General features: G+C 71.3%; 19 protein-coding genes and 1 tRNA gene. 5 read left to right on the top strand and 15 right to left on the bottom strand.

Annotated elements, in window-relative coordinates:
• Nucleotides 1-136: 136 nt before the first annotated feature.
• From ACIPSJ_RS00480 to ACIPSJ_RS00470, 3 genes are all read right to left on the bottom strand, one after another.
• A complete protein-coding gene (locus ACIPSJ_RS00480) occupies nucleotides 137-778 on the bottom strand; it encodes a helix-turn-helix domain-containing protein (protein WP_355711279.1) in 642 nt (213 codons plus the stop codon).
• A gap of 358 nt (nucleotides 779-1,136) precedes the next feature.
• Complete coding sequence (locus tag ACIPSJ_RS00475; RefSeq protein WP_401344513.1) at nucleotides 1,137-2,933, bottom strand: DEAD/DEAH box helicase; 1,797 nt, start codon at nucleotides 2,931-2,933, stop codon at nucleotides 1,137-1,139.
• Between the two features lie 107 nt (nucleotides 2,934-3,040).
• Complete coding sequence (locus tag ACIPSJ_RS00470; protein WP_401342350.1) at nucleotides 3,041-4,489, bottom strand: MFS transporter; 1,449 nt, start codon at nucleotides 4,487-4,489, stop codon at nucleotides 3,041-3,043.
• A gap of 177 nt (nucleotides 4,490-4,666) precedes the next feature.
• On the opposite strand from ACIPSJ_RS00470, the gene ACIPSJ_RS00465 reads away from it, so the two are divergent.
• Nucleotides 4,667-4,741 (top strand) — tRNA-Cys (locus tag ACIPSJ_RS00465).
• 214 nt (nucleotides 4,742-4,955) lie between these two features.
• Nucleotides 4,956-5,591, top strand: a complete 636-nt coding sequence (locus tag ACIPSJ_RS00460) for a DUF6082 family protein (protein ID WP_401342348.1) — start codon at nucleotides 4,956-4,958, stop codon at nucleotides 5,589-5,591.
• 564 nt (nucleotides 5,592-6,155) lie between these two features.
• Here ACIPSJ_RS00460 and ACIPSJ_RS00455 read toward each other — a convergent pair.
• Nucleotides 6,156-7,514 (bottom strand): beta-1,3-glucanase family protein, encoded by a 1,359-nt coding sequence (locus ACIPSJ_RS00455; protein ID WP_401342346.1) that lies wholly within the window; start codon nucleotides 7,512-7,514, stop codon nucleotides 6,156-6,158.
• A gap of 390 nt (nucleotides 7,515-7,904) precedes the next feature.
• On the opposite strand from ACIPSJ_RS00455, the gene ACIPSJ_RS00450 reads away from it, so the two are divergent.
• The 3 genes from ACIPSJ_RS00450 to ACIPSJ_RS00440 are packed head-to-tail and all read left to right on the top strand — an operon-like array spanning nucleotide 7,905 to nucleotide 10,818.
• Nucleotides 7,905-8,741, top strand: coding sequence for a lysostaphin resistance A-like protein (locus ACIPSJ_RS00450; RefSeq protein WP_401342345.1), 837 nt, complete (start codon nucleotides 7,905-7,907; stop codon nucleotides 8,739-8,741).
• Complete coding sequence (locus ACIPSJ_RS00445) at nucleotides 8,738-10,147, top strand: histidine kinase (RefSeq protein ID WP_401342343.1); 1,410 nt, start codon at nucleotides 8,738-8,740, stop codon at nucleotides 10,145-10,147. The genes ACIPSJ_RS00450 and ACIPSJ_RS00445 overlap by 4 nt, the downstream gene beginning before the upstream one ends.
• Entirely contained in the window at nucleotides 10,144-10,818 is a 675-nt protein-coding gene (locus tag ACIPSJ_RS00440; protein ID WP_359220909.1) for a response regulator transcription factor, read from the top strand. The genes ACIPSJ_RS00445 and ACIPSJ_RS00440 overlap by 4 nt, the downstream gene beginning before the upstream one ends.
• Nucleotides 10,819-10,871: 53 nt before the next feature.
• Here ACIPSJ_RS00440 and ACIPSJ_RS00435 read toward each other — a convergent pair whose 3' ends face one another.
• The 11 genes from ACIPSJ_RS00435 to ACIPSJ_RS00385 form a co-directional block, all read right to left on the bottom strand.
• Nucleotides 10,872-12,041, bottom strand: a complete 1,170-nt coding sequence (locus ACIPSJ_RS00435; RefSeq protein ID WP_401342341.1) for an SUKH-4 family immunity protein — start codon at nucleotides 12,039-12,041, stop codon at nucleotides 10,872-10,874.
• 167 nt (nucleotides 12,042-12,208) lie between these two features.
• Nucleotides 12,209-12,736 carry an AAA family ATPase gene (locus ACIPSJ_RS00430; protein WP_401344511.1) on the bottom strand — a complete coding sequence of 176 codons (528 nt, stop codon included), beginning with the start codon at nucleotides 12,734-12,736 and terminating at the stop codon, nucleotides 12,209-12,211.
• A gap of 2 nt (nucleotides 12,737-12,738) precedes the next feature.
• Complete coding sequence (locus ACIPSJ_RS00425; protein ID WP_359220913.1) at nucleotides 12,739-15,051, bottom strand: molybdopterin cofactor-binding domain-containing protein; 2,313 nt, start codon at nucleotides 15,049-15,051, stop codon at nucleotides 12,739-12,741.
• Entirely contained in the window at nucleotides 15,048-16,703 is a 1,656-nt protein-coding gene (locus ACIPSJ_RS00420; RefSeq protein WP_401342339.1) for a 2Fe-2S iron-sulfur cluster-binding protein, read from the bottom strand. Before ACIPSJ_RS00420 ends, ACIPSJ_RS00425 begins: the two co-directional genes overlap by 4 nt.
• Entirely contained in the window at nucleotides 16,700-17,593 is an 894-nt protein-coding gene (locus ACIPSJ_RS00415) for an FAD binding domain-containing protein (protein ID WP_355717267.1), read from the bottom strand. Before ACIPSJ_RS00415 ends, ACIPSJ_RS00420 begins: the two co-directional genes overlap by 4 nt.
• 305 nt (nucleotides 17,594-17,898) lie before the next feature.
• Entirely contained in the window at nucleotides 17,899-19,524 is a 1,626-nt protein-coding gene (locus ACIPSJ_RS00410; protein ID WP_401342338.1) for a beta-N-acetylhexosaminidase, read from the bottom strand.
• Nucleotide 19,525: 1 nt separating this feature from the next.
• Nucleotides 19,526-20,371 (bottom strand): carbohydrate ABC transporter permease, encoded by an 846-nt coding sequence (locus tag ACIPSJ_RS00405; RefSeq protein ID WP_355717265.1) that lies wholly within the window; start codon nucleotides 20,369-20,371, stop codon nucleotides 19,526-19,528.
• A gap of 5 nt (nucleotides 20,372-20,376) precedes the next feature.
• Nucleotides 20,377-21,363 (bottom strand): carbohydrate ABC transporter permease, encoded by a 987-nt coding sequence (locus tag ACIPSJ_RS00400; protein ID WP_401342335.1) that lies wholly within the window; start codon nucleotides 21,361-21,363, stop codon nucleotides 20,377-20,379.
• A complete protein-coding gene (locus ACIPSJ_RS00395) occupies nucleotides 21,360-22,649 on the bottom strand; it encodes an extracellular solute-binding protein (RefSeq protein WP_401342334.1) in 1,290 nt (429 codons plus the stop codon). The genes ACIPSJ_RS00400 and ACIPSJ_RS00395 overlap by 4 nt, the downstream gene beginning before the upstream one ends.
• 234 nt (nucleotides 22,650-22,883) lie before the next feature.
• On the bottom strand, nucleotides 22,884-23,162 hold the full coding sequence (locus tag ACIPSJ_RS00390) for a DUF3039 domain-containing protein (RefSeq protein ID WP_355717259.1): 279 nt from the start codon (nucleotides 23,160-23,162) through the stop codon (nucleotides 22,884-22,886).
• A gap of 38 nt (nucleotides 23,163-23,200) precedes the next feature.
• Nucleotides 23,201-23,773 carry a YqgE/AlgH family protein gene (locus ACIPSJ_RS00385; RefSeq protein WP_359220926.1) on the bottom strand — a complete coding sequence of 191 codons (573 nt, stop codon included), beginning with the start codon at nucleotides 23,771-23,773 and terminating at the stop codon, nucleotides 23,201-23,203.
• Between the last annotated feature and the right edge of the window lie 37 nt (nucleotides 23,774-23,810).

Here is a 23,810-nt window from a genome sequence, read left to right as displayed (position 1 = left end):
CGGCCAATGCGGGTGGGTGGGCGAAACAAAGGGGGCCGGAGGACCGTGGGTGGGTGCGGGTGCGTGGGGGCTGATCGCGCCCACGCGGCGGAGCCGCACATCGACACAGCCCCGTGCCCCTGACGGGGCGCTGCCGCTACCGCAGCGCGTCCGCGACCTCCCGGGCCGCGTCCATGACCCGCGTCCCCACCCGCTCCGGCACGGCATCGGCCAGCATCACGACCCCGACGCTGCCCTCGACCCCGGTCACCCCGAGCAGCGGGGCGGCCGCCCCGCTCGCCCCGGCCTCCAGCTCGCCGTGGGTCAGGGTGTATCCGGGGTCGGCCCTGGGCGAGTGCCGGGCGGACAGGATCGCCTTCCCGGCGGCCCCGCGGTCCAGCGGATGCCGGAACCCGGCCCGGTAGGCCACGTGGTAGTCCGTCCAGGTCGGCTCGACGACCGCGACGGCGAGCGCCTCGGTCCCGTCGACCAGTGTCAGATGCGCCGTCGCCCCGATGTCCTCGGCGAGCGAACGAAGCGCCGGCAGGGCCGCTTCCCGTACGAGCGGATGAACCTGCCGGCCCAGACGCAGCACGCCCAGCCCGACCCGGGCTCGCCCGCCCAGGTCACGCCGTACCAGCGCATGCTGCTCAAGCGTGGCGAGCAACCGGTACACCACGGTCCGGTTCACGCCCAGTTTGTTGGAAAGCTCGGTGACGGTCAGCCCGTGGTCCGTGTCGGCCAGCAGTTTGAGGACCCGTAGTCCCCGGTCGAGCGTCTGAGAGGTCTCCGCGGTCACGACGCCCACTCCTTAAGTGGTGAGGTCGGCAACCTCCGACGCGGCGGATGCGTCGCCGAGTCCCGTCAGCGACGCGCTTCAGAGGCCGCCGATCGGCATGGCGGCCCGGCGGCTCCGGGCCCAGTCGCTTCACGGCTGCGCTCCGCGGCGGCGCTGCCACGGGGCGTGTGCGTAGCGGGACAGTAGCGGTGCGGGTTCGCTGAGCGGAAGTCTCCGTCCAGAATCCGGTCACACACCGGTATGGACTACTTCGATTTGAACCGGTATGTGCACAGCAAGTACCCAGCGCCCTCGCATGAGCGCCCCGAAAGGGGCGCGGGGAACTGCGCGACCAGCCCCCACTCGGCCGCAGCCGAAGTCACCGCATCCGCGTGGCCCACTCCTGCACCTTGGCAATACGCTGCCGCAACTGCCCCGCAGTCGCCTCCGCACTCGGCGGCCCCCCGCACACCCGCCGCAGCTCCGTATGAATCACCCCGTGCGGCTTGCCGCTCTGGTGCACATACGCGCTGACCATCGTGTTCAGCTGCTTCCGCAGCTCCATCATCTCCTTGTGGGAGACGACGGGCCGCCGCTCGGCCGGCAGCTCCAGCAGGTCCGCCTCGGTGTCCGGCTTCTTGCGGCTGTGCGCGATCTGCCGGGCCTGCCGCTTCTGCAGCAGCATCTGCACCTGGTCGGGTTCGAGGAGACCCGGGATACCGAGGTAGTCCTGCTCCTCCTCGCTCCCGGGGTGGGCCTGCATGCCGAACTCGGCGCCGTCGTAGAGCACCCGGTCGAAGACGGCCTCGGACTCCAGCGCCTCGAAGGAGAACTGCTCCTGCTCGCCGGTGTCCTCGTCCTGCTCCTTGTTCGCCTCCTCCATCTCCTTCTCGGACTCGGCGTACGGGTCCTCCTCGCCGTCCTTCTTCGGCTTGTCGAGGGCGTGGTCGCGCTCGACCTCCATCTCGTTGGCGAAGGTGAGGAGATCGGGGACCGTCGGCAGGAACACGGACGCGGTCTCGCCGCGCCGCCGGGACCGCACGAACCGCCCGACGGCCTGGGCGAAGAAGAGGGGGGTGGAGATGGTCGTGGCGTAGACGCCCACCGCCAGCCGCGGCACGTCGACGCCCTCGGACACCATCCGCACCGCGACCATCCACCGGTCGTCACTCGCGCTGAAGTCGTCGATCCGCTTGGAGGCGCCGGTGTCGTCGGAGAGGACCAGGGTCGCTTTCGTCCCCGTGATCTCGCGGATCAACTTGGCGTAGGCGCGCGCCGATTCCTGGTCGGAGGCGATGACCAGGGCTCCGGCGTCCGGGATGGCCTTGCGTACCTCGGTCAGCCGCTGGTCGGCGGCGCGCAGCACGGCCGGCATCCACTCACCGCGCGCATCGAGCGCGGTGCGCCAGGCCTGGCTGACGGCGTCCTTGGTCATGGGCTCGCCGAGCCGGGCGGCGATCTCGTCACCGGCCTTCGTCCGCCAGCGCATGTTGCCGCTGTAGGAGAGGAAGATGACCGGGCGCACGACGTGGTCGGCGAGCGCGTTGCCGTATCCGTAGGTGTAGTCGGCGGACGACCGCCGGATCCCGTCCTGCCCCTCCTCGTACGTCACGAAGGGGATGGGGTTGGTGTCGGACCGGAAGGGCGTACCGGTCAGGGCCAGCCGCCGGGTGGCCGGCTCGAACGCCTCCAGGCAGGCCTCGCCCCAGGACTTGGAGTCACCGGCGTGGTGGATCTCGTCGAGGATGACGAGGGTCTTGCGCTGCTCGGACCGATTCCGATGGAGCATCGGCCGCACGCCGACACCGGCGTACGTCACCGCCACCCCGTCGTACTCCCGGCTGAGCGGGCCCGCGCTGTACTCCGGGTCGAGCTTGATCCCTATCCGGGCCGCGGCCTCCGCCCACTGCTTCTTCAGGTGCTCGGTGGGGGCTACGACGGTGACCTGCTGCACGACATGGTGGTGCAGCAGCCAGGAGGCGAGCGTCAGCGCGAAGGTCGTCTTCCCGGCGCCGGGCGTGGCCACGGCCAGGAAGTCGCGTGGCTGCTCCTGGACGTACTTCTCCATGGCCCCCTGCTGCCAGGCCCGCAGCTTGCTGGCGGTACCCCAGGGCGCCCGGCCCGGGAAGGCCGGCGAGAGATGGTGAGCGGAGGAGGAGGCGGTGGTAGTCACGATCTCCGTAGCAAGGTCGGGTATGACAACCGGGCCACCCTACCGGCGCCGTACCGCTGTCAACGCGCGGACAAGGCCGGGTCACCCCCGGGTGGGACTCACGTCACAGATCACGAAGCCGTGCGGTCGCCGGGGTCCCGGAGCCGGGCCGCCACCCAGGCCCCGACGAGCGCCACGCCCGCCATCGGCAGGAACACGACGGCGAAGGCGCCGGGGTGGGAACCGGAGCCGGCCGTCCCCGTCATGCTGCCGCCGCCGAGGGCGGCGAAGGCCGCGCCGGTCGCGGCGAGCAGCACCACGTTGGACAGGGCGTCGGAGATCTGGAGGGCGGCGGAGTTGGTGCCGGCCTCCTCGGGGGCGGAGAGCCGGAGCATCAGGACGCTGGCCGAGGCGATCACCAGCCCCATCCCGAAACAGCCGAAGCTCCAGGCGACGGCGACGGTCCACACCGGCACGGCGGGCAGCAGCACGCTGGGGGCGGTCGCGACCGCCGCGGCGACCAGCACCATGCCGAGGGTCATCAGCCGTTCCCGGTACGGCTGCATGCCCGGCCGCGCCTGCACCCACGAGCCCACCGCCCAGGTCACCCCGCCCGCCGCCAGTGAGAACCCGGCGAGCGTGGGGGACAGCCCGCGCTGGGTGACGAGCATCAACGGCACGAACGACTCGGCGGAGATGAAGGAACCGGCGGCGATCCCGCGCAGCAGCACGACCGACGGCAGGCCGCGCACGGCGCGGTACGTCCCGCGGGGCAGCAGCCCGAGCACGGACGGTACGAGCAGCGCGGCACCGGCGGCCCCGGGCAGCAGGGACAGCCATCGCGGGTCCTGGGCCGCGTACTGGAGCAGCCCCGCGCCCAGGGAGATGCCGAGGGCGAGCCGGATCCGCCGCCGGTCGAAGGCCTTCGGGCCGCCGCCCGGCACGGGACCGCCGGCCCGGCGCCGTATCTGCGGCAGCGCGAGCGCCAGCGGAAGGAGGACGAGCACCGGTATCCCGAGGAACACCCACCGCCATCCGAGCTGCTCGGTGACGGTCCCGGCGGCGAGCGGCCCGACGATGGACGGCACCACCCACCCGGCGGCGAACCCCGCCAGGATCGAGGGCCGCAACCGCTCCGGGTACGCCCGCCCCACGACCACGTACAGCGCGACGATGACCAGCCCGCCGCCGAACCCCTGCACGGCCCGGCCCAGGATGAACACCCACATGCCCTGCGCGGTCCCGGCGACCAGGAGCCCGGCGGCGAACGCCCCGATGCCCGTCGTCAGCGCCCCGAGCGGCCCCTTCCGGTCCGACCACTGCCCGGCCAGCACCATCCCGAACAGGCTGGTCGTGAAGTACCCGGAGAAGGCGAACGCGTACAGCGACAGCCCGTCCAGCTCCCGGGCCGCGACCGGCATCGCCGTCCCCACGGCCGTCGCCTCGAACGCGATCAGCAGCACCACGGACACGATCCCGACGCTCAGCGCCCGGTACGACCGCCCCAGCACACCCTCGTCATCAATTCTGTCGGCGGTCTCATCCGCGACAACGGCGTCGCTCGGCTCAAGGGCGGTCATGCCGACCACGGTAAGGCCCAAGCGCCACTTTGGCCCCTGTCGAGAGCCGTACCCCACCTCGGACCTTGGTCGTAGACCCCCTCCCGTTTCATGAACGCCGTATGGCAGTCCCATTGCACCCCCACCGACCCCCTTGTCCCCCTCCCCCACACCCCCATACCTTCATCTCACCGACACGGCCGTGTGCCCGAGTGGCTTAGGGACTCGCCTGCAAAGCGAGGTACGTGGGTTCAATTCCCGCCACGGCCTCCACCTGCCTGACCGGGCAGAACGAGAAGGGCGGCACCCCGCATGGGGTGCCGCCCTTGTGGTCTTCCGTCTCATCTCCCGTCTCAGTCGTCGCTGCAGTAGTCGCACGTTTCAGGCACAGGCTCCTCGCCCCAAGTGCCGCCTTCCGCGTCCCCTTGCCCAGCGTCGGTGAGCTCCCCAAGATGGGTACGGCGTCCGGGGATCGAGGGGGACAACAATGATCACTGCGCAGCACCGACGCGTAATTCTCTGGACCCTAACGGGATTGCTCACGGTCCTCTTTATACTGATTACACCCTTCTTACTTGAAGGAGTAGCCCCTTCAAGTAAGGATTGGCAAAAGCTCAGCAACATCAGCCAGGCATATGGAGCGCTATCGGTCTTCTTTTCCGCAGCCGCTCTCCTCGGGGTAGTCGCATCCTTGGCTCACCAGTCACGGCAGACGGAAGTCTCGATCGAGCAAGCAATACGAGCTTCACACCAAAACGTAATTGAACTGGTATTGAGCGATCCTGACCTCATGGCAGGCGGCGAGCCACCTCCGGTCGAAATGACACAGCGGCAGGCGAGGCAAGCGATTTTGGCGAATCTCTTCGTCAGCAACTGGTTGGCTACCTATCGTCTCAACCGCATGACTGACGACGCACTGCGAGTACTGCTGGCACACCATTTCAAAGGTGAAGTTCCCCGCCTCCACTGGGCTGCAGCTGGGGAGCATTGGCAGCAGCTCGCTAGTGCTTCCAAGGCACGCAAAGAGGTCCGTTTCGTTTCCATAGTGAACGAGATGTACAGGCAAGCGGTCTCCCAGGGGCCACCAACCCCTGCCAGTTCCTACTTCTCGGCCAACGCGTAGCAACTGGGCTGATAACCTGCCCCATCGGCCGTCGCCAGAACATGCTCGCTGCGGCCAACGGAACAGGGCACGCCGCTTGCTTGCGACCTCTTTACGATCCGAGAATCCCAAGCGACGCGACATTTCCAATGAAGGTCCTTCTCAGTTAGTCGGCACCAGCGCGCCGGACGCGCCGTCGTCAACGCCGTTGGGTCGATTCATTTCGCTATTCCAGATCAGACAGTCGACCTGTCGCACAATGTCGGCCTGTATCGCGTCGCCCATGTGCTGATACCGGGCAGTTGACCACTCTATGAGACCCATAACAGTCAGGTCGATTCGGAGATCAGTCGCAATGCGTGGTTGAGATTGGATTGATCCACCCCAATGAAGGTTGACGTCACTCCTGCGTCTGCGCGGTCTCTTCGACGAGCCTGAGGTGACGGATCCGGAGTGGCCGGCGACCCAAGCAGCCCTGAGCGAGGCGCTGGAGACCCTTCGGCAGGCCATGCGCTCAGACCTCGGCTCCCTCCTAGAACCGGAAAGGGCGGCACCCCCTGGGGGTGCCGCCCTTTCCGGTTCTGGTTACCAGCCGACGGCGACCAGGAGCCACTGGGGGTTGGCGTGGGAGATGAAGGAGGACTGGCCGGCGACGTCGTCGTAGGGGAAGCCGTAGGCGAGGTGGTTCAGGGCGTTGTCGTGCCAGAACTTGGCGTAGTAGTTGGCGGGGGCCGCCGTGTAGAACTGGGCGGGGTCGGACTGCTGGGAGGCCGGCAGGGTGGCGACGTGGCGGTTGAGGGCGGCGCACATGGTGGGGTCGGCGGCCAGGGAGGCCGCGCAGCCGAAGATGTCGGAGGTGGCGGCGGTCACGCCGACGGACTGGGCGTACGAGGTGAAGTAGTTCGCGTTGGTGCCGCCAGCGCGGAAGCTCGGGTCGCTGCCGGGCGCGATGATGCGGTACGGGGCCTGGGTCTGGGCCAGGACCTTGAACTGGCTCGGCACGGCGTCGGTGAAGCGCTGGAAGGTGGTGGCGCGGTCCTCGGCGAAGGTCTGCCGGTTCTCGCCGACCTCGGTGTCGTAGCCGTCCTTGGTGTGCAGGCGCATGGCGAGCTTCAGGCCGAAGGCGTCGACGCGGGTGGTGTTGCCGTTGAAGACGTTGTCGCCGACCGTGAACTCGATGAAGTCGTAGTACGCGCTGGTGGGTGAGCCCAGGTAGAAGTACATGCGGCCGGCGGAGTTGGCCGGCATGTCGAGGTAGGGCTGCTCGGCGATGGAGTGGGTCTGGCCGTTGAAGCTCCAGTACACCTGGCTGTCCGGGTACTTGCCGTTGGTGCGGTTGAGGATCTTCACCTCGACGGCGTTGTTCGCGGCGGGGATGTCGCTCGTGCTGCCCCAGAAGTCGTCGGGCGGGGTGGTGGAGCCGGGGCCGTAGACCTGGAACTCCCAGAGGGAGTAGCCGTACGGGGTGGCCCGCGTGGTGCCGTGGAGGCGGACGTAGCGGCCGCTGCCGGTGACGGTCAGGTTCTGGGTGCCGCCGGTGGCGGTGGTCGTGGAGTAGACGGTGGTCCAGGTGGTGGCATCGGTGGAGGTCTGGATCTGGAAGGCCTGCGCGTAGGCGGCCTCCCAGGCCAGGGTGACGCTGCTGAGCTGCTGGACGGAGCCCAGGTCGACCTGCAGCCACTGCGGGTCGGCGAAGGCCGAGGACCAGCGGGTGCCGGTGTCGCCGTCGACCGCCGCGCTCGCGGGGAAGGACGCGTTCTCGGTCGAGGACGCGGTGGCCGGCCTGCCCTGGGACAGCAGCTGGTCGGCGGCGTGCGCGGGCGGCGACGGTGCGAGAACGGCGAAGAAGGCGGCGATCAGGACGACGACCAGACCGAGAGCCGTGCGCGGGTGCACGGCGCCGGACGGGGGTCTGCGGGTGGGCACGCTGACGGAACTCCGCATGCGGGTCTCCTCAAGCCGGTACGGCATGTGTGGGGATGGAGCAACAGCAGACGTGAGAGCGCTCCCTCGGGTTGTAGACCCGCCGATGCCCGCCGTCAACAACTGAAGCCGAAATCACTGCGGTTGCGGGGGCTCGGACGGAACGACGCTGGTCCGGGCGGTCATTGCGTGTGCGGGGCGTCCGTCGTATTCGGCTTCCGACCGCTCGGACGGCTCGAAGTCGGGCTGTCTTTACAAGCCTTGACATATCCGGTACGGACCAAGGTGCTCTGTCCCCCGTGGGAGCTACGCGCAGGTGTCCACCGAGCGGTGACGATTCCTGGGCGGCCGGTCCATAGCGTTCGGACCAGTCGCGGCGCCTGGGCCGCGCATCCCTGGGAGGAAGTCATCATGAGGGTGGTCTGGCAGCTCCTGGCCGTCGCGGCCGTCTCCTTCGCCGGCGGGCAGGCGCTCGCGGCGGTGGACGGAAACTGGTTTCTCACACTGCTCCTCGGCCTGCTGACGGCCGTGGTCGCGGTGCCCGTCTACGGGTGGGTGGTACGACGGACCGAGCACCGGCCGACGCCCGAGGTGGGGCGGGACGGCGCCCGGCCGGCGTTCGGGCGCGGGGCGCTGATCGGCGCGGCGGCGTTCGCCGGGGTCATCGTGAACATCGCCTTCCTCGGCGACTACACGGTGCACGGCCTGGGCTCGGTGACGAGCGCGGTGGGGCTGGTCGGGTTCATGGCCGCCGCCGCGGTCACGGAGGAACTGCTGTTCCGGGGCGTGCTGTTGCGGATCGTCGAGGAGCGCTTCGGGACGTGGGTCGCGCTCACGTCGACCGGTGCGCTGTTCGGGATGATGCACCTGCTCAACAAGGACGCCACCGTGTGGGGCGCCCTCGCCATCGCGATCGAGGCCGGCGGCATGCTCGGCGCCGCCTACGTCGCCACCCGCACCCTGTGGCTCCCCATCGGCCTGCACTTCGGCTGGAACTTCGCCGAGTCCGGCATCTTCGGCACCGAGGTCTCCGGCAGCGGGTCGCAGAAGGGGCTGCTGGACGCCACCACCTCGGGGGCGCAGCTGATCACCGGCGGCGAGTTCGGGCCGGAGGCCAGCATCTACTCGGTGCTGCTCGGGATCCTGGTGACGGTCGCGTTCCTGCGACTGGCCCGCCGACGGGGACATCTGATGCCCCGTCGCCGCCCGGGCACGACGGCCGACTCCGTCGCTACACTGCCCCGGTGATCAGTCCTCGGCGGGCGTCCGGGTGGTGGCACCGGCTCGACATCACGGTCCGGGATCTGCCGCTCGGGCTGCTGCTCCTGGCCGGGTCGTTCCTGCCGGCGCTGCACGGCAAGGGGACGCAGGTCGGGGATCTGCCGAACCGTCCGTTCGACGCGCTCGCCCTGCTGGCGCTCGGGCTGGAGTGCCTGCCGCTGGCGGTGCGCCGGCGGTGGCCCGCCGTCTGTCTCGCCCTGGTGTCGGCCGGCTTCGCCATCGACCAACTGCGCGGCTACCACTCGGTCGCGGGCACCGCGCTGCCCCTCGCGCTGATCAGCACCGGGGCCCATCTGGAGCGGCGCCGGCGGGCTTCGGCGCTCGTGTTCTCCGTGGCCTATGTGCCGATGGCGGTCGCGCTGTACCGGCTGGGGTCGGGCGGCGAGACGGTCACCGGGTTCGTGACGTTCTACCTGGTGCTGGTGCTCGCCTGGGGCGCGGGGGCCTGGCTGCGCGCCAACCGGGTCGCGGAGGCGGAGCGCCGGCTGCGGGTCGCCGAGGACACCCGTACCGCCGAGCGGACCCGGATCGCCCGCGAGCTGCACGACGTGGTGACCCACCATGTGACGGCGATGGTCGTGCAGGCCGAGGCGGCCCGCTATCTGACCGCCGCGCCCGACCGTCTCGACCAGACCCTCGCCGCCGTCACCGACACCGGCCGCCGGGCCATCTCCGACCTGCGCCATCTGCTCGACCTGCTCAACCCTGACCACGGCACCGGCACCGGCGCCGACAACGGCACCCGTCACGGCGCTCGCCACGGCACTGGCACCGACGACCGGACGCCGCCCGCCGGCCGGCTGCGCACGCTCGTGGAGCAGACGCGCCGGGCCGGGCAGCCGGTGGAGTTCACCGAGGAGGGCACGCCGTCGGAGTCGGCCGGCAGCGCCGACCTGGTCGCCTACCGGGTGGTGCAGGAGTCCCTGACGAACGCCCTCAAGTACGCCCACGGCAGCCGCACTTCGGTACGGGTCCGGCACAGCGAGAAGGAGATCACCGTGGAGGTCGGCACGGACGGGCCCGACGGGTCGGGCGGGACCGGCGCGTCCGGCAGGTCCGGCGCGTCCGGCAGGTCCGGCAGGTCCGGCGCGTCCGGCAGGTCCGGCGCGTCCGGCAGGTCCGGCGCGTCCGGCGCGTCCGACGGCCCCAAGGGCTCTGGCGGTTACGACAGCCCAGGCGACTCCGGCGGCCCAGGCCGCCCCGGTGGCCCCCGCCGCCCCGGCCGACCGGTCACATCCCCCGGCGGCAGCGGGCGCGGCCTCGCCGGTCTTCGTGAGCGCGTCGCCGTTCTGGGTGGCGAGTTCAGCGCGGGTCCGCGGGCGGACGGCGGGTTTCTCGTGCGGGCCCGGATACCCGCGGGGAGCCCCTCGTGACCGCCGCGGACGGGGCGCCGCTGCGGGTCCTGGTCTGCGACGACCAGGTGCTGGTCCGCACCGGTCTGGCGACGATCATCGGCGCCCAGCCCGACCTGGAGGTGGCGGCCGAGTGCGGGGACGGGCAGGCCGCGGTCGACCTGGCCGGCCGGCTGCGCCCGGACGTGGTGGTGATGGACGTCCGGATGCCGGTCCTCGACGGCATCGAGGCCACCCGGCTGCTGGCCGGCGCCGGGGTGCCGCATCCGGTGAAGGTGCTCGTGGTGACGACGTTCAACCTGGACGAGTACGTCTACGAGGCGCTGCGCGCGGGCGCGAGCGGCTTCCTGCTGAAGGACGCGCCGCCGGACCGGCTGCTGCACGGCATCCGGACCGTGGCCACCGGCGCGGCCCTGCTGGACCCCGAGGTGACCCGCCAGCTCGTGGGCCGCTACGCCGCCCGGATCCGCCCCGCCGACGGGGGCACCCCCCAGGACGTCCCGCTGACCCCGCGCGAGCTGGAGGTGCTGCGGCTGATCGCGGACGGCCTCTCCAACGGCGAGATCGCCGCGACCCTCGTGATCAGCCCGGAGACCGTCAAGACCTTCGTCTCGCGCATCCTCACCAAGCTCGACCTGCGCGACCGCGTCCAGGCCGTCGTCTACGCCTACCGGCGGGGCCTGGTGGCCTGAGCCCGCCCGCCCCCTGCCCCGGCCCGGCTCCCGGCCTCCTGCTCCCCCGCCCTTTACAGCACCCCGCCCGCCTCGTCCTGGAACACCTCCGTCCAGTAGTGCCAGTCGGCGTCCGTCGTCACGGGGGTGGGGTCGATGGTCGCGAGGGTGTGGAGCATGGTCGCGGCGAGCTGGTCGTAGGCCTCGGTGGTGAGCTCGTGGCCCAGGTGCTCGTCGATGGTGCGCTCGTGGTGGAGGAGCCAGAGGGTGTAGGCGAGGGTGGAGATGTCCGTGTTGAGGGGGTAGAGGGTCGCCTCGGGCTGGGAGAAGTTGAGGATCGCGCCCGTGGTGCCGTCCACGACCAGGCTGTTGTCCTCGGCCAGGTGGCCGAGGCGTATGAGCCGGTCGGCGTGGGCGGGGAGGTCGTCCAGGGGGAAGCCGCCGGAGTGGACGTCCGTGAAGTACTCCCGGAGGGTGGGCAGCGGGGCGTCCGGGTCGAGGTGGAAAAGGACCGCGTCCTCCGGCAGGCCCGTCTCGCGCAGGAAGCGGCGGGTGGGCTCGTGGGTGAGCGTGGGCGGGAAGTCGACCTCTTCGAAGCGGGCCACCCGGCCCTGCCCGAACTCCTGGTCCAGGAGCCGCGCCGGCAGGTCGACGGCGAGCCCGGAGTCGGTGCCGGGGCCCGCGACCAGGCTGAGGGGGCGGATCAGCGCCGTCGCCTTCCAGTACGGCGGGACCCGGCCGGCCGTGCCCTCCTCGAAGAGCTCCAGGAGCTTGCGGGACGCCTCGGTCGCCGCCTTGGTGCCGTAGATCCCGGCGAGGGAGGCGAACCGGCCGCGCAGTCCGGTCAGTTCCTCGGTGACCGCGGCGAACCGGAGCAGCGTCTCCAGCGAGGGTGCCAGCGGGCGCGGGTCGGTGGGGTCGAGCAGGTAGGCGGTGGAGATCTCGCCGGTGCCGCCGTCGAGGAGGATCGACTCGGTGTCCAGGCCGGCCGGGGCCAGCAACTCCCCTATCACCAGCCGGTCCCGGAGTTCCTCGGCCAGCCGGGACGGTCCGTCGGTGAGGTCGGCCAGCGTGCGCAGGCCGGTGGTGCGCAGCGGTTCGAAGGTCAGCAGGCCGCCGCTGTCGGGCAGTCCGGGGCCGGTGAGCCACAGGCGGGTCGGTTCGTGTGTGATGTATCGGTCCAGTTCTGCCTCGGTCAGCGTGATCGCCGCCGCACCGCTGCCGGTCGTGCTGGTCGTGCTCATCGCCGCCCCCGCGATCAAAGAGTTGAACAAGTTCACGTCGTATGAGAAGTCTGATGGAAAGCCAGAGGGAAAGTCTGACGGAAAGTCTGACGGAAAGTCCGGTGGACGGGTGTCCCACTGCCCAGAACACTACGCCGCGCCACTGACAACGCCCCGCAGAAGAGACGTCAGACGACCCTCGCCCGTTCCGTCCCAGTGAGAATCGCCTCCACCGTCTGTTCCACCGTCAGCTCGGAGGTGTCCAGCCACAGGCCCAGCGGGGCGGTGTCCCGCCGCAGTCCGGCGTCCAGATCGGCCACCGTCCAGGCCCCGTAGCCGGTCTTGGACCGCCCCGCCTCCCGTGCCGCCACCGTCTCGGGACTGGGGGCCAGGACCACCACGTACCGGGGGCGGGTCCGGATCAGTTCGACGTACGACGCCAGCTCGGGTCCCAGCAGCACGTCCTGGACGATCGCCGTGAAGCCCGCGTCGGCGTACGCGTCCGCGGTGGCCGCCGACAGGCGGTGGCGGAGGCGGAGTTGGGCCGTGGCCTCCGCCGACGCGCCCGGGGTGTAGTCCTCCCGGCCGGAGACGACCATGCGGCGGAACAGGTCGCCGCGGACGTGCGCGGCCCGTGGCAGTGCCTCGGCCAGCGCCTGCGCGACCGTCGACTTCCCGGCCGCCATGACTCCGGTGACGACCACGACCCCGGACAGGCTCACTGGCCGGTGACCACCGCGGCCTGCGGGCGGATCGGGAGGCGGTTGACCGGGCGGCCGGTGGCCGCGCGGACGGCGGAGGCGATGGCCGCGGGGGAGGTCACGACCGGCACCGCGCTGACCGACTTGGCGCCGAAGGGGGCGACCACGTCCCGCTCCTCGACCAGCTTGACGATCCGGATGTCGGGCGCGTCGAGGGCGGTCGGCAGGGCGTACCCGGTGAGGTCGGGGTGGCGGATCAGCCCGCGCGGGGTGCGCAGGTTCTCGGTCAGGGCGATGCCCACGCCCTGGGTGACACCGGCCTCGATCCGGGCGTTGAGCTGCGCCGGGTTGAGGATCCGGCCGACGTCCTGGGCGACGGCCAGCTCCACGACCCGCACCGAGCCCAGCTCGATGTCGACGTCGACGACCGCCCGGATCGCGCAGAAGGCGAGGCCGACGAAGGCGTCGCCCTGGCCCTCGGCGTTCAGCGGCTCGGTCGGGTGCGGGCGGCACTGCGCGGTGGCCCACAGCTCCTTGCCGTCCAGCGCCTCGGTGACGGTGGTCGACAGCACGCCGTCGTACGAGGTGATCTTGCCGTCGGTGATCTGGAGCAGCTCGGTGGACATGCCGAACTTGTGGGCCAGGGGTTGCAGGAGCTGGGTGCGGACCATCTTCGCGGCGCGTTCGACGGCCCCGCCGGAGACCCAGGTGTGGCGGCCGCGGCAGCCGGGGCCGGCCGGCGGCTGGTCGGTGTCGACGGGGGCGACGTGGACCTCGTCGATGCCGAGGGTCTCCTGGACGATCTGGCGGGCCAGGGTGGTGAAGCCCTGGCCGGACTCCACGGCCGCGCAGAGCACGGTCGCGATGCCGTCGTGGACCTTGACGGTGGCGGTGGAGACCTCGTCGGCGCCCTCGGCGCCGAGCATGTGGACCATGCCGAGGCCGTAGCCGACGCCCCGGCGCACCGCGCCCGGTTCGCCCGCGCCCTCGGGGCCGCCGGGCAGCAGCCACTCGTCCTCGGGGGTGTCCTTGGGGAGCTGCGGGAGCGGGAAGTCCCGGACCGCCTGGAGGAGTTCGGCGACGGGGGCCGGGCAGGTCACCGTCTGGCCGATGGGCAGGACGTCGCCGGTGGCGAGGGCGTTGCGCAGCCGGATCTCGGCCGGGTCGATGCCGAGTTTCTTCGCCAGCTTGTCCATCTGCGCCTCGTAGGCGGCGCACACCTGCATGGCGCCCTCGCCGCGGACGTGGCCGGAGGGCGGGTTGTTGGTGCGCACGGCCCAGCCCTCGATGAAGGCGTTCGGGACGACGTAGGGGCCGCAGGCGAAGGAGACGGCGGCGGCGAGGGACTCGGCGGAGGTGTCGGCGTAGGCGCCCGCGTCGAGCAGGACCTGTGCCTCGACCTTGACCAGTTTGCCCTCGGCGTCGGCGTGGTGCCGGTAGCGGAGCAGGGTGGGGTGGCGGTGGGCGTGGCCGAGGAAGGACTCCTCGCGCGTGGCGGTGAGTTTGACCGGGCAGCCGGTCTTCAGGGCGAGCAGGCCGAGCGGCAGCTGGAAGCCCTGGTCCTCGCGGTCGGCGGTCGCGCCCGGCACGCCGGTGACGACGATCTTCACCTGTTCGAGCGACAGGCCGTAGCAGGCGGCGGCCGTGTTGCGGTCGGTGTGCGGGTCGGTGGAGGCCAGGTACAGCTCGACCCCGCCGTCCGGGCGGGGCACGGCGAGGCCGGCCTCGGCGCCGATGGGGGCGGGGTCGGCGCGGCCGATGCGGTACTGGCCCTCGACCACGATGTCGCCGGTCGCGTCCGGGTCGCCGTGCTGGAGCGGGATGTGCCGGATCAGGTTGCCGTCGGGGTGCAGCGGTTCGGCCTCGAAGGACTGCTCGGGGTCGATGACCGGGTCGAGCACCTCGTACTCGACGATGACGGCGGCGGCGGCCATCCGCGCGGTGTCGGGGTGGTCGGCGGCGACGGCCGCGATGGGCTCGCCGTGGTGCCGTACGACCTCGGAGGCGAAGACCGGGCGGTCCGGGGTGCCGCGGCCGTGCCGGGGGGTGCCGGGCACGTCCTCGTGGGTGATCACGGCGCGGACGCCGGGCATGTCGCGCGCGTGGCTGGTGTCGATCGACACGATGCGCGCGTGCGGGTGCGGGGAGCGCAGCACGGCGGCCCACAGCAGGCCCTCGGCCCACAGGTCGGCCGCGTACGGGAAGGTGCCCTCGGTCTTCGCGCCCGCGTCGGCGGCCGGCAGCGACACGCCGAGGCCGTGCGGGGGCTCCGGGGCGGAGGCGGCGGCGGTCTCCGTGGCGGTGGTCGTGGTGACGGTCTCGTTGGTCACGCCTGGCCTCCGTCCGGGCCGTAGGGCTGGTCGCCGTAGGGCTGATCGTCGTAGTTCTGGCTCTGGTCGGCGAAGTTCTGCCCCTGGCCGCCGTACGTCTGGCTCTGATCGCCGTACGTCTGGCCCTGATCGCCGTAGGTCTGACTCTGATCACCGTAGGACTGGTCGTACGACTGCTCGTGCGGGACCCGGATGCCGGCTCCGAAGGTGCCCGGGGAGTCGAACGCCGAGGCGTTGACGCCACCGGCGCCGGGGCCCGCCTGATGCGGAATACGGGCCTCGTCGCCGTCCGTCTCAGCGTCCGCGGCGGCATGTGCCTCGCGTTCGGCGACGACCTCCTGGACGGCGTCCAGGACGCCCCGGTAGCCGGAGCAGCGGCAGAGGTTGCCGCACAGCGCCTGGCGGGTCTCCAGCTCGGTCGGGGCCGGGTTGCCCTCCAGCAGGTCGTGGACGGTCATCGCCATGCCGGGGACGCAGAAGCCGCACTGGACGGCTCCGCAGCGGGCCAGGGCGCGCTGGACGTCGGAGGGGCGGCCGTCCTGGGCCAGGCCCTCGACGGTGCGGACCTCGCTGCCGGCCGCGGTGACCGCCGGCACCAGGCAGGAAGCGACCAGCCGGCCGTCCACCTGGACGTTGCAGGCGCCGCATTCGCCCTGGGAGCAGCCGTCCTTGGCGCCGGCCAGGCCGAGGCGCTCGCGCAGGACGTACAGCAGGGACTCGCCGATCCAGGCGTCGGTGACGGGGCGGTCGGCGCCGTTGACGCGCAGGACGTAGGAGGCGAGGGGGTGGTCGTCGATCGCCTCGGTCTCGGGGTCGCCGTCCGCGGCGTCCGTGCCGGTGTCGTCGTCGGGGGCGGTCGCCCCGTGCTCCGCGGACTCGCCGTCGGCGGCCCGCGGGTCGGACGCGGGGTCAGGGCGCGACGCGCCGTGGGGCTCGTCGGCTTCGGCCCGGCCGGGTGCGCCGTCCGCGGGTCGGCCCGTATCGGCCGGTTCGCGCGCTTCGCCCGGCGCGGCCACGTCGGCAGCGTCGGCCACAGGTGCCCCACCGGCAGCCGCGGAGGCGATACCGGCGGCCGGAGTGTCGCCGCGCCCCGACGGGGCCTCAGAGGGCGCTCCAGGGCCCTCCTCGGGGTGTTCCCAGGCCTGGACCTCCGTCGCCCAGGGCGCGGCCGCTCCGCCGGGCAGGGTGGACGGCGGCGTGCCGCCCCACTGCTCCATGAGCGCGGATGTGGTGAACTCGCCGGATTCGTCCGGAACATCACCCCTGGCGACCGGGATGGACCACTGGCCGGTCACATCGTGACCGGGCGCGGGCGGGGGTTCTTCGTACGTCCACTGCTGGGTCGAGGCGGGGTTGTACGTGAACCGGTCGTCGACGGGCTGTTCCTGGGGGACCGCGTTCGGGTCGGGCCACTGGGCGCCGTCGGCCGGCGCACCCCAGGTCTCCGTGCCGGGGGCGACCGCTATCTGCGGCGGCACATAGCCGTGGCCGGGCGCGGCCAGGGGGCTGTCGCCGGACAGCAGGGCCTCGATGCCGCCCTCGGGGAGCTTCACGAAGGCGGTCGCACCGTCGTCGTAGTCACCCTGGGGCAGCGGGTCCCAGCGGCTGCCGCCGGTCGCGGGCGCGCCCTCTCCGCGCTGGTCGTCGGTCATGACAGCGCCCTCCCCAGAGCTCGTCGGGCCAGCGCGGCGACGGTGCGCCGCAGGTGCAGTACGGCGGGCGGAAGCGCCGGCACCGAGCCGTCGGGCTCGGGGGCCGGGTCCGGGATGCAGGCGGCGGCGACGTACTCGCCGAAGGCGGCCAGCGCCTCCGGGACGAGCGCGCGGTCGTTGTCCCAGTCGATCAGCCGGGCCACCCACTGCTCGGCGTCCAGGGGCCTGAGCGGCATCGGCGCTATGGCCCCGACGGCGCATCTCACCCCGCGCCGCGCGGGGTCGAGGACGAGCGCCACGGAGGCCACCGAGCGGCCGGGTCCGGTGCGTCCCGTGGCCTTCAGGAAGACCTGCGGGGCATGCAGCAGCGGCACCCGCACGAAGCCGATCAGTTCGCCCGCGCGGAGCATCTCCACGCCGGCCAGCAGGTGCGACACCGGGATCTCTCGACGGGATCCGCCCGGCCCCGCGATGATCAGCGTCGCCTCCAGGGCGGCGAGCACCGGCAGCGCGTCGCCCGTCGGCGCGGCGGTCGCGATGTTGCCGCCCAGGGTGCCCGCGTTGCGGATGTGCGGCGGACCGGCGGCCCGCGCGGCGGCGGCGAGCGCCGGGATCAGGGCGGCGAAGTCGGGGCGGCCCATGCGCGCGTGCGTGAGTCCGGCGCCGAGCAGCGCGTTGCCGTCCTGGTACTGCCAGCCGCGGATCTCGCTGATCCGGCCGAGCCCGACCAGGGCGGCGGGCCTGAGCTGCCCGGAGTTGACGGCGGCCATCAGGTCGGTGCCGCCGGCCACGGGGACGGCGGTGGGCATGGCGGTGAGGGCCGCCACCGCCTCGTTCAGCGTCGTGGGCAGCGTGACGGCCTGCGCCGCCTGCGGTGCGTGCGTGGTCAAAACCGGCTGCCCCTTCCCGCTGCCCCACCTGGTCCCACCTGTGTGGCCGTACGGTACGTGCTCACAGGGCGGACGTGGCAACTCTGGCACATCTTCGCAAGCCTCGAACGCACGGGTCCGCTAGGAGGCATTCGCCCACCTCACCCGCAAGATGGTCCGTTTTCATACGGCATCACCCGTGCATGCCGAATGACACTCTTCGGTGACCCTTGGGGTCTTTTTCCATTACGCGTTCGGAACCGGGAGATGGCCGGAGGGGATCCGGAGGGCAGCGGGAGGAGAGCCGGAGGGCAGCCGGTGAAGGCCTAACGGTTCGGGGGCGGGCCGTCGATCGGGCGGCCCTGCACCCCCGGACGGCGCTGCCAGGGCAGCGGTCCGGACGGCGGCCGGTAGGCCACGCCGAGCGCGTCGAGCCGCCCGTAGTGGGCGGTCATCCGCCGCTCGAAGTCGGCGAAGTCCCGCTCCCCCGGGGCCGGCAGGGCACTCCAGGCGACCTCGGCGAACGCGGCGAGCCGGGGGAAGGCCTGGTAGTCCACGCGCGCGAGGTCCTCCATCACCTCGGTCCAGACGTTGGCCTGGGTGCCCATGATCCGCTCCGCCTGGGACGCGTCGAGCCCCGGTGGAACGGGCTCGAACCGGTACACGTCCTCCAGGGTGCGCACATACCCGATCGGTACGGGCTCGTCCGCGCCGTCCGCCTGACGGTGATCCAGATACACGTACTGCTCGGGGCACATGACGACGTCGTGCCCGGCCCGCGCGGCCGCGATCCCGCCGCCGTACCCGCGCCACGACGAGACGGCGGCGCCCTCGGCGATCCCGCCCTCCAGGATCTCGTCCCAGCCGATCAGCCGGCGCCCGCGCGCGGAAAGCCACTTCGCGAAGTGGCCGATGAACCACGCCTGCAACTCGTCCTCGTCGGCCAGCCCGAGTTCCGCGATGCGCGCCTTGGCGGCCGGCGAGGCACGCCACTGCTCCTTGGGGCATTCGTCGCCGCCGACGTGAATGAACTCCGACGGGAACAGCTCCAGCACTTCCTCGAACACCCCCTCGTAGAACCGCAGGGTGTTGTCAGTGGGGGCGAGTACGTTCGGAGAGATCCCCCAGGTGTCCCAGACGGTCAGGGAGGCGGTGTCGATGACGTCCGTGTTGCCGAGTTCCGGATACGCGGCGATGGCGGCCTGCGAGTGCCCGGGCACGTCGATTTCGGGGACGACCGTGATATGCCGCTCGGCCGCGTAGGCGACGATCTCCCGGATGTCGTCCCGGGAGTAGTGGCCGCCGTGCGGCTTCTCCTCCCACAGCGGTGAGGCGCGGTGACCGAATTTCGTCCGCGCCCGCCAGGAACCGACCTCGGTGAGCCGGGGGTGGCGCTCGATCGCGATGCGCCAGCCCTGGTCGTCCGTCAGATGGAAGTGGAAGACGTTGAGTTTGTGCGCCGCCATGAGATCGAGGTAGCGCAGCACGCCTTCCTTGGGCGTGAAGTGCCGGGCCACGTCGAGCATGAGGCCGCGCCAGCGGAACCGGGGGGCGTCCTCGACGGTGATCCGCGGCAGCGCCCACTCCGCGGCCGATGACACCGGCGCCCGGCGAAAGGCGTCGGGGCCGAGGAGTTGCCGGAAGGTCTGCGCTCCCCAGAACACACCGGCCGCGTCACCGCCCTGGATCAGGTACGGCCCGTCGTCGTTGACAAGGCGGTAGCCCTCCGGGGGCAGGTCCGGTTCGATACTGAGCACGACGCGGTTCGCACCCTCGCCCGCCTCGGGAAAGGGCAGTCCCGTCGCCGCGCCGACGGTGGCCCGCAGCCAGCGCGCGACGCCCTCGGTGCCCGGCCGCGCGTCCAGTGCCGTGGCCCGGTCCAGAAACATGTGGCCATCGGTGTTGCGGGCGGCACGCGCCGGTGCCGGAATCAGCTCGGTCTCTGAAGTCACGTCAGTCCTTAACCGCTCCGCCCAGTCCGGAGACCAGCCGTCGCTGTACGAGTACGAAGAACACCAGCACCGGAATCGTCATCACCGTGGACGCCGCCATGACCCCGCCCCAGTCCGGGTCGTCCGGCTTGAAGAACACCAGCAGCGCCATCGGCAGCGTGGACTGCGACGTGTCACTGATGATGAAGGACTTGGCGAAGAGGAAGTCGTTCCAGGCGGAGATGAAGGAAAACACGCTCGTGGCCACCAGGCCCGGCAGGACGAGCGGGAAAAGGATCTGCCAGAGAAAGCGCGACCGGCTCGCGCCGTCGATGTACGCGGCCTCCTCCAGGGCCTCCGGCACCCCTTTCACGAACCCCCGCAGCATCCAGATCGCGAAGGGCAGCGAGAAGGCGATGTGGGGCAGGATCAGCGAGCCCAGCGTGTTCAGCAGACCGAAGCCCCGCATCTGGAAGAACAGGGGGATGGTGAGGGCCTCCACGGGCACCATCTGGGCCACCAGAAACATGATCAGCAGGGTGGTCCGGAAGCGGAACCGGAATCGGGTCACGGCGGTCGCCGCGAGAAAGGCGACGAGCGCCGAGACGATGACGACACTGCCCGCGACGACGAGACTGTTGACGAAGTAACGGCCGAATTCCTGCTGTCCGAACACCCGCCGGAAGGAGTCCAGCGAGGGCGAGAGCGTCCACGGCCGGGGCCGGTCGGACTCGATCTCGCCGGCCGGTTTGAAGGCGCCCAGCACCATCCAGTACAGCGGGAAGGCGACCACGACGGCGATCGCCAGCGCCGCCCCCTCGGCCGCCAGCCGCCCCGGCCGCCGTACGAACCCGCGCACAAGATTCACGACGGTCACAGCTCCTCTCCCTGCCGGCGCAGCAGCCGCAGGTACACCAGGGTCACGGCGAGCAGGACCAGCAGCGTGACGACTCCGATGGCGGCGCCCAGCCCGTACTGCGAGGAGGCGAAGGCCTGCTGGTAGGCGTACACGTTCAGCACCAGGTTCTGTCCGGCGATCCCGCCCCCGCCGGTCATCACGTAGATCTGCGTGAAGACCTTGAAGTCCCAGATCACCGACTGGATGGTGACGATCGTCAGGATCGGCCGCAGCATCGGCGCCAGTACCGACCGCCAGATCCGCCACTGCGAGGCCCCGTCCAGCGCGGCGGCCTCCAGCACCTCGGACGGCACGGCCCGGATCCCGGCGTACACGGTGACCATGACGAACGGGAAGGAGCACCACACCACTTCCAGCAGCACCAGGAAGAAGGCGCTGTACCGCCCGTACGTCCACGAGTGGTCCCCCAGGCCCAGCAGCCGGTCCACCGGCCCGAAGTCCGGGTCGAAGAGGAACAGCCAGACCGTCGACCCGGTCACCGCCGGAGTCGCCCACGCCCCGAGCGCCGCCATCATCAGCACCAGCCGCGGCAGCGCCCGCACCCGCGTCAGCAACACCGCCAGCGCACACCCGACGGCCAGCGTCGACACGACACAGGCGGCGGCGAAGAGGACCGTGGCCAGCAGGACCGACCAGAACTGCTGGTCGCCGAAGACGTCCGCGTAGTTGTCGACCCCGACGAAGGCCGTGGGCTCCCCACCACTGACCTGAGCCTGCGTATACCGAAAGACCGAGATCAGCCCCAACTGATAGATGGGGTAGAGAAGCAGCCCTCCGAGAATCACCAGAGCAGGGGCGAGATACAGCCAAGGGTGCCACCCAGCGCCCCCGAAGGGGCGCGGGGCTGCATTGAATTTGCGGCTGCCGCCGCGCGGGCGCGACAAGCCACGACGCACCAGCAGTCGCCCCCGCTCGGCGGCCACCCCCACGGTGGGCGTCATCCGGCGGAGCCGAACGCCGCGTCCATCTTCTTCGCCGCGTCCTCCGACGCCGCCGCCACACTCTTCTTGCCGCTGACGACCTCCTGGAACATCGTCGGCAGCACCAGCGACGAGTCGATCTGCGACCACCCCGCCGAAGCCGGCACGAACTTCGTCCCCGCTCCCAGCGTGGCGACGAACGGCTTCACGAACGGCTCCTTGGCCGCCGCCCGGTCACGGACGTCCTTGAACGTCGGCAGGAACCCCATCGCGTCGAACATCGCCGCCTGCGTCCTCTTGGCGGTCAGCGCCTCCATCAGGTCGACGGCCAGCGTCCGGTGCGTCGTGCTCTTCAGCACGCCGATGTTGTTGCCGCCCGCGAAGGCCGGCGCGACGGACCCGGCCGTCACCCCCGGCAGCGGCACCACCGCGTACTTGCCCTTGACCACCCCCGCCTCCACGGCCGTATGGCTGAAGTCGCCCCCGATCGCCATGCCCGCCTTGCCCGCGGCGAACGCGGTGATCGTGTCGTTGCCGCCGAAGCCGGCGCACTTGGCGGCCGGGCAGTTGTCGTCGCCGAACAGCGACGTGTACTCCTTGATGCCCTTCTGGGCGGCGGCGCTGTCGATCGCCGAGACGTACGAGTCCCCCTTGGCCGTGGCGAGTTCGCCGCCGTTGGCCCAGATGAAGGGCATCGCGCCGTAGGTGTAGGCGCCGCCGACGACGAGGCCGTACAGGCCGGGTTCGGCCTTGCGGACGGCACGGGCCGTGGTCGCCAGTTCGGCCAGGGTCGCCGGCGGCTTCAGGCCGAGCTTCTTGAAGACGTCGGTCCGGTAGTAGAGGGCGCGGACGCCGACGTAGAAGGGGGCGCCGTAGACCTTGCCGCCGACGGTGACCGACTGCTTCGCCGTCGGGTCGGTGTCCTTGGCCTCGGACCAGGCGCCGAACTCCTCGGTGACGTCGAGGAGTCCGCCGTCGTGGACGTAGCCGGCGGTGTCGGTGTTGCCGTACTCCATGACGTCGGGGGCCGAGGCCGGGTCGTTGAAGGCGGCCTTGACGCGCTGCGCGCGCGTGTCGACCGGGATGTACTCGACGTCGACCTTGGTGCCGCTGTGCGCCTTCTCGAAGGCGGCGACGACCGAGTCGACGACCTTCTGCTTCGGGTCGTTGCCGACCTCCTGGAAGAGCCACACCCGCAGGGTGCCGCTCTTGTCGTCCTTGTCGGACGCGGAGTTGGAGGAGGTCTGCGGGGCGCAGGCGGCCAGGAACAGGGCGGCGACGAGGAACGCGGGGACGGGGAGCTTCATGGAGTGACCCTCCGGAGCACGCTGAGAGATCGGGCAGCGTTGCAGCATGTGCAATGCCGGTTTCGCTCTGCACAACACCACGGAGGTTAGGGACAACATGAACACGCCGACAAGAGGTCTCGACCACTCTGTGACCGGGGGACGCACTCCGTGCAACGCACGGACACGACAAAGGCCCCGGAGCGCGCCAAAGCGCGCCCGGGGCCTCAGAGAGCCGAGCCGGAAACCGGGGGGTTACTTGTCCTTGCCCTCGTCGTCGCCGCCGCTGCCCATGGACTCGTAGATCTCCTTGCACATGGGACACACGGGGTACTTCTTCGGGTCGCGGCCCGGCACCCACACCTTGCCGCACAGCGCCACGACGGGGGTGCCGTCGAGGGCGCTCGCCATGATCTTGTCCTTCTGGACGTAGTGGGCGAAGCGCTCGTGGTCACCGTCGCCGTGGGACACCTGCGGCGTCGGCTCTACAAGGGTCCCCGTACCAGTCCCGCGCTCGGGCTCGAGAGTGCTCATGCCGCCAAGGGTACTGAAGCCGCCATGCATCACATGAATCAGTTGAGCGAAGGGTCGTCCGGGTACGTGGCGACCATCGCCAGTTCGCTGCGCTGGCGGCGCAGGACCTCGCGCCAGAGCCGTTCGGGGGACGGGGAGGAGACGTCGCCCGGCTCGGACTCGACGACGTACCAGGCACCCTCGACCAGTTCGTCCTCCAGCTGGCCGGGGCCCCAGCCGGCGTAACCGGCGAAGATTCTCAGGGAGCCGAGGGCCGAGGCGAGGAGTTCCGGCGGCGCCTCCAGGTCGACCAGGCCGATCGCGCCGTGCACCCGGCGCCAGCCCAGCGGGGCCCGGTCGCCGTTCGCACCGCCGGGGATGACCGCCACGCCGAGCGCGGAGTCCAGGGAGACCGGGCCGCCCTGGAAGACGACCCCGGGCTCGCCGGCGAGGGAGGCCCAGCCCTCCAGGATGTCGCCGACGTCCACCGGGGTGGGGCGGTTGAGGACGACACCGAGGGAGCCCTCCTCGTCGTGGTCGAGAAGGAGCACCACCGCGCGGTCGAAGTTCGGGTCCGCCAGGGCGGGCGTGGCCACGAGCAGCCGCCCTGTGAGCGAGGACACCTCGGTCATGGCAGACATGATCCCGCATCTTCCGGTCGCATGGGGA

It is taken from the genome of Streptomyces sp. NPDC090088, assembly GCF_044747345.1.
GTDB lineage: Bacteria > Actinomycetota > Actinomycetes > Streptomycetales > Streptomycetaceae > Streptomyces.
Note: the sequence above shows the minus strand (reverse complement) of the source record. Positions and strands in the feature narration are given on the sequence as shown.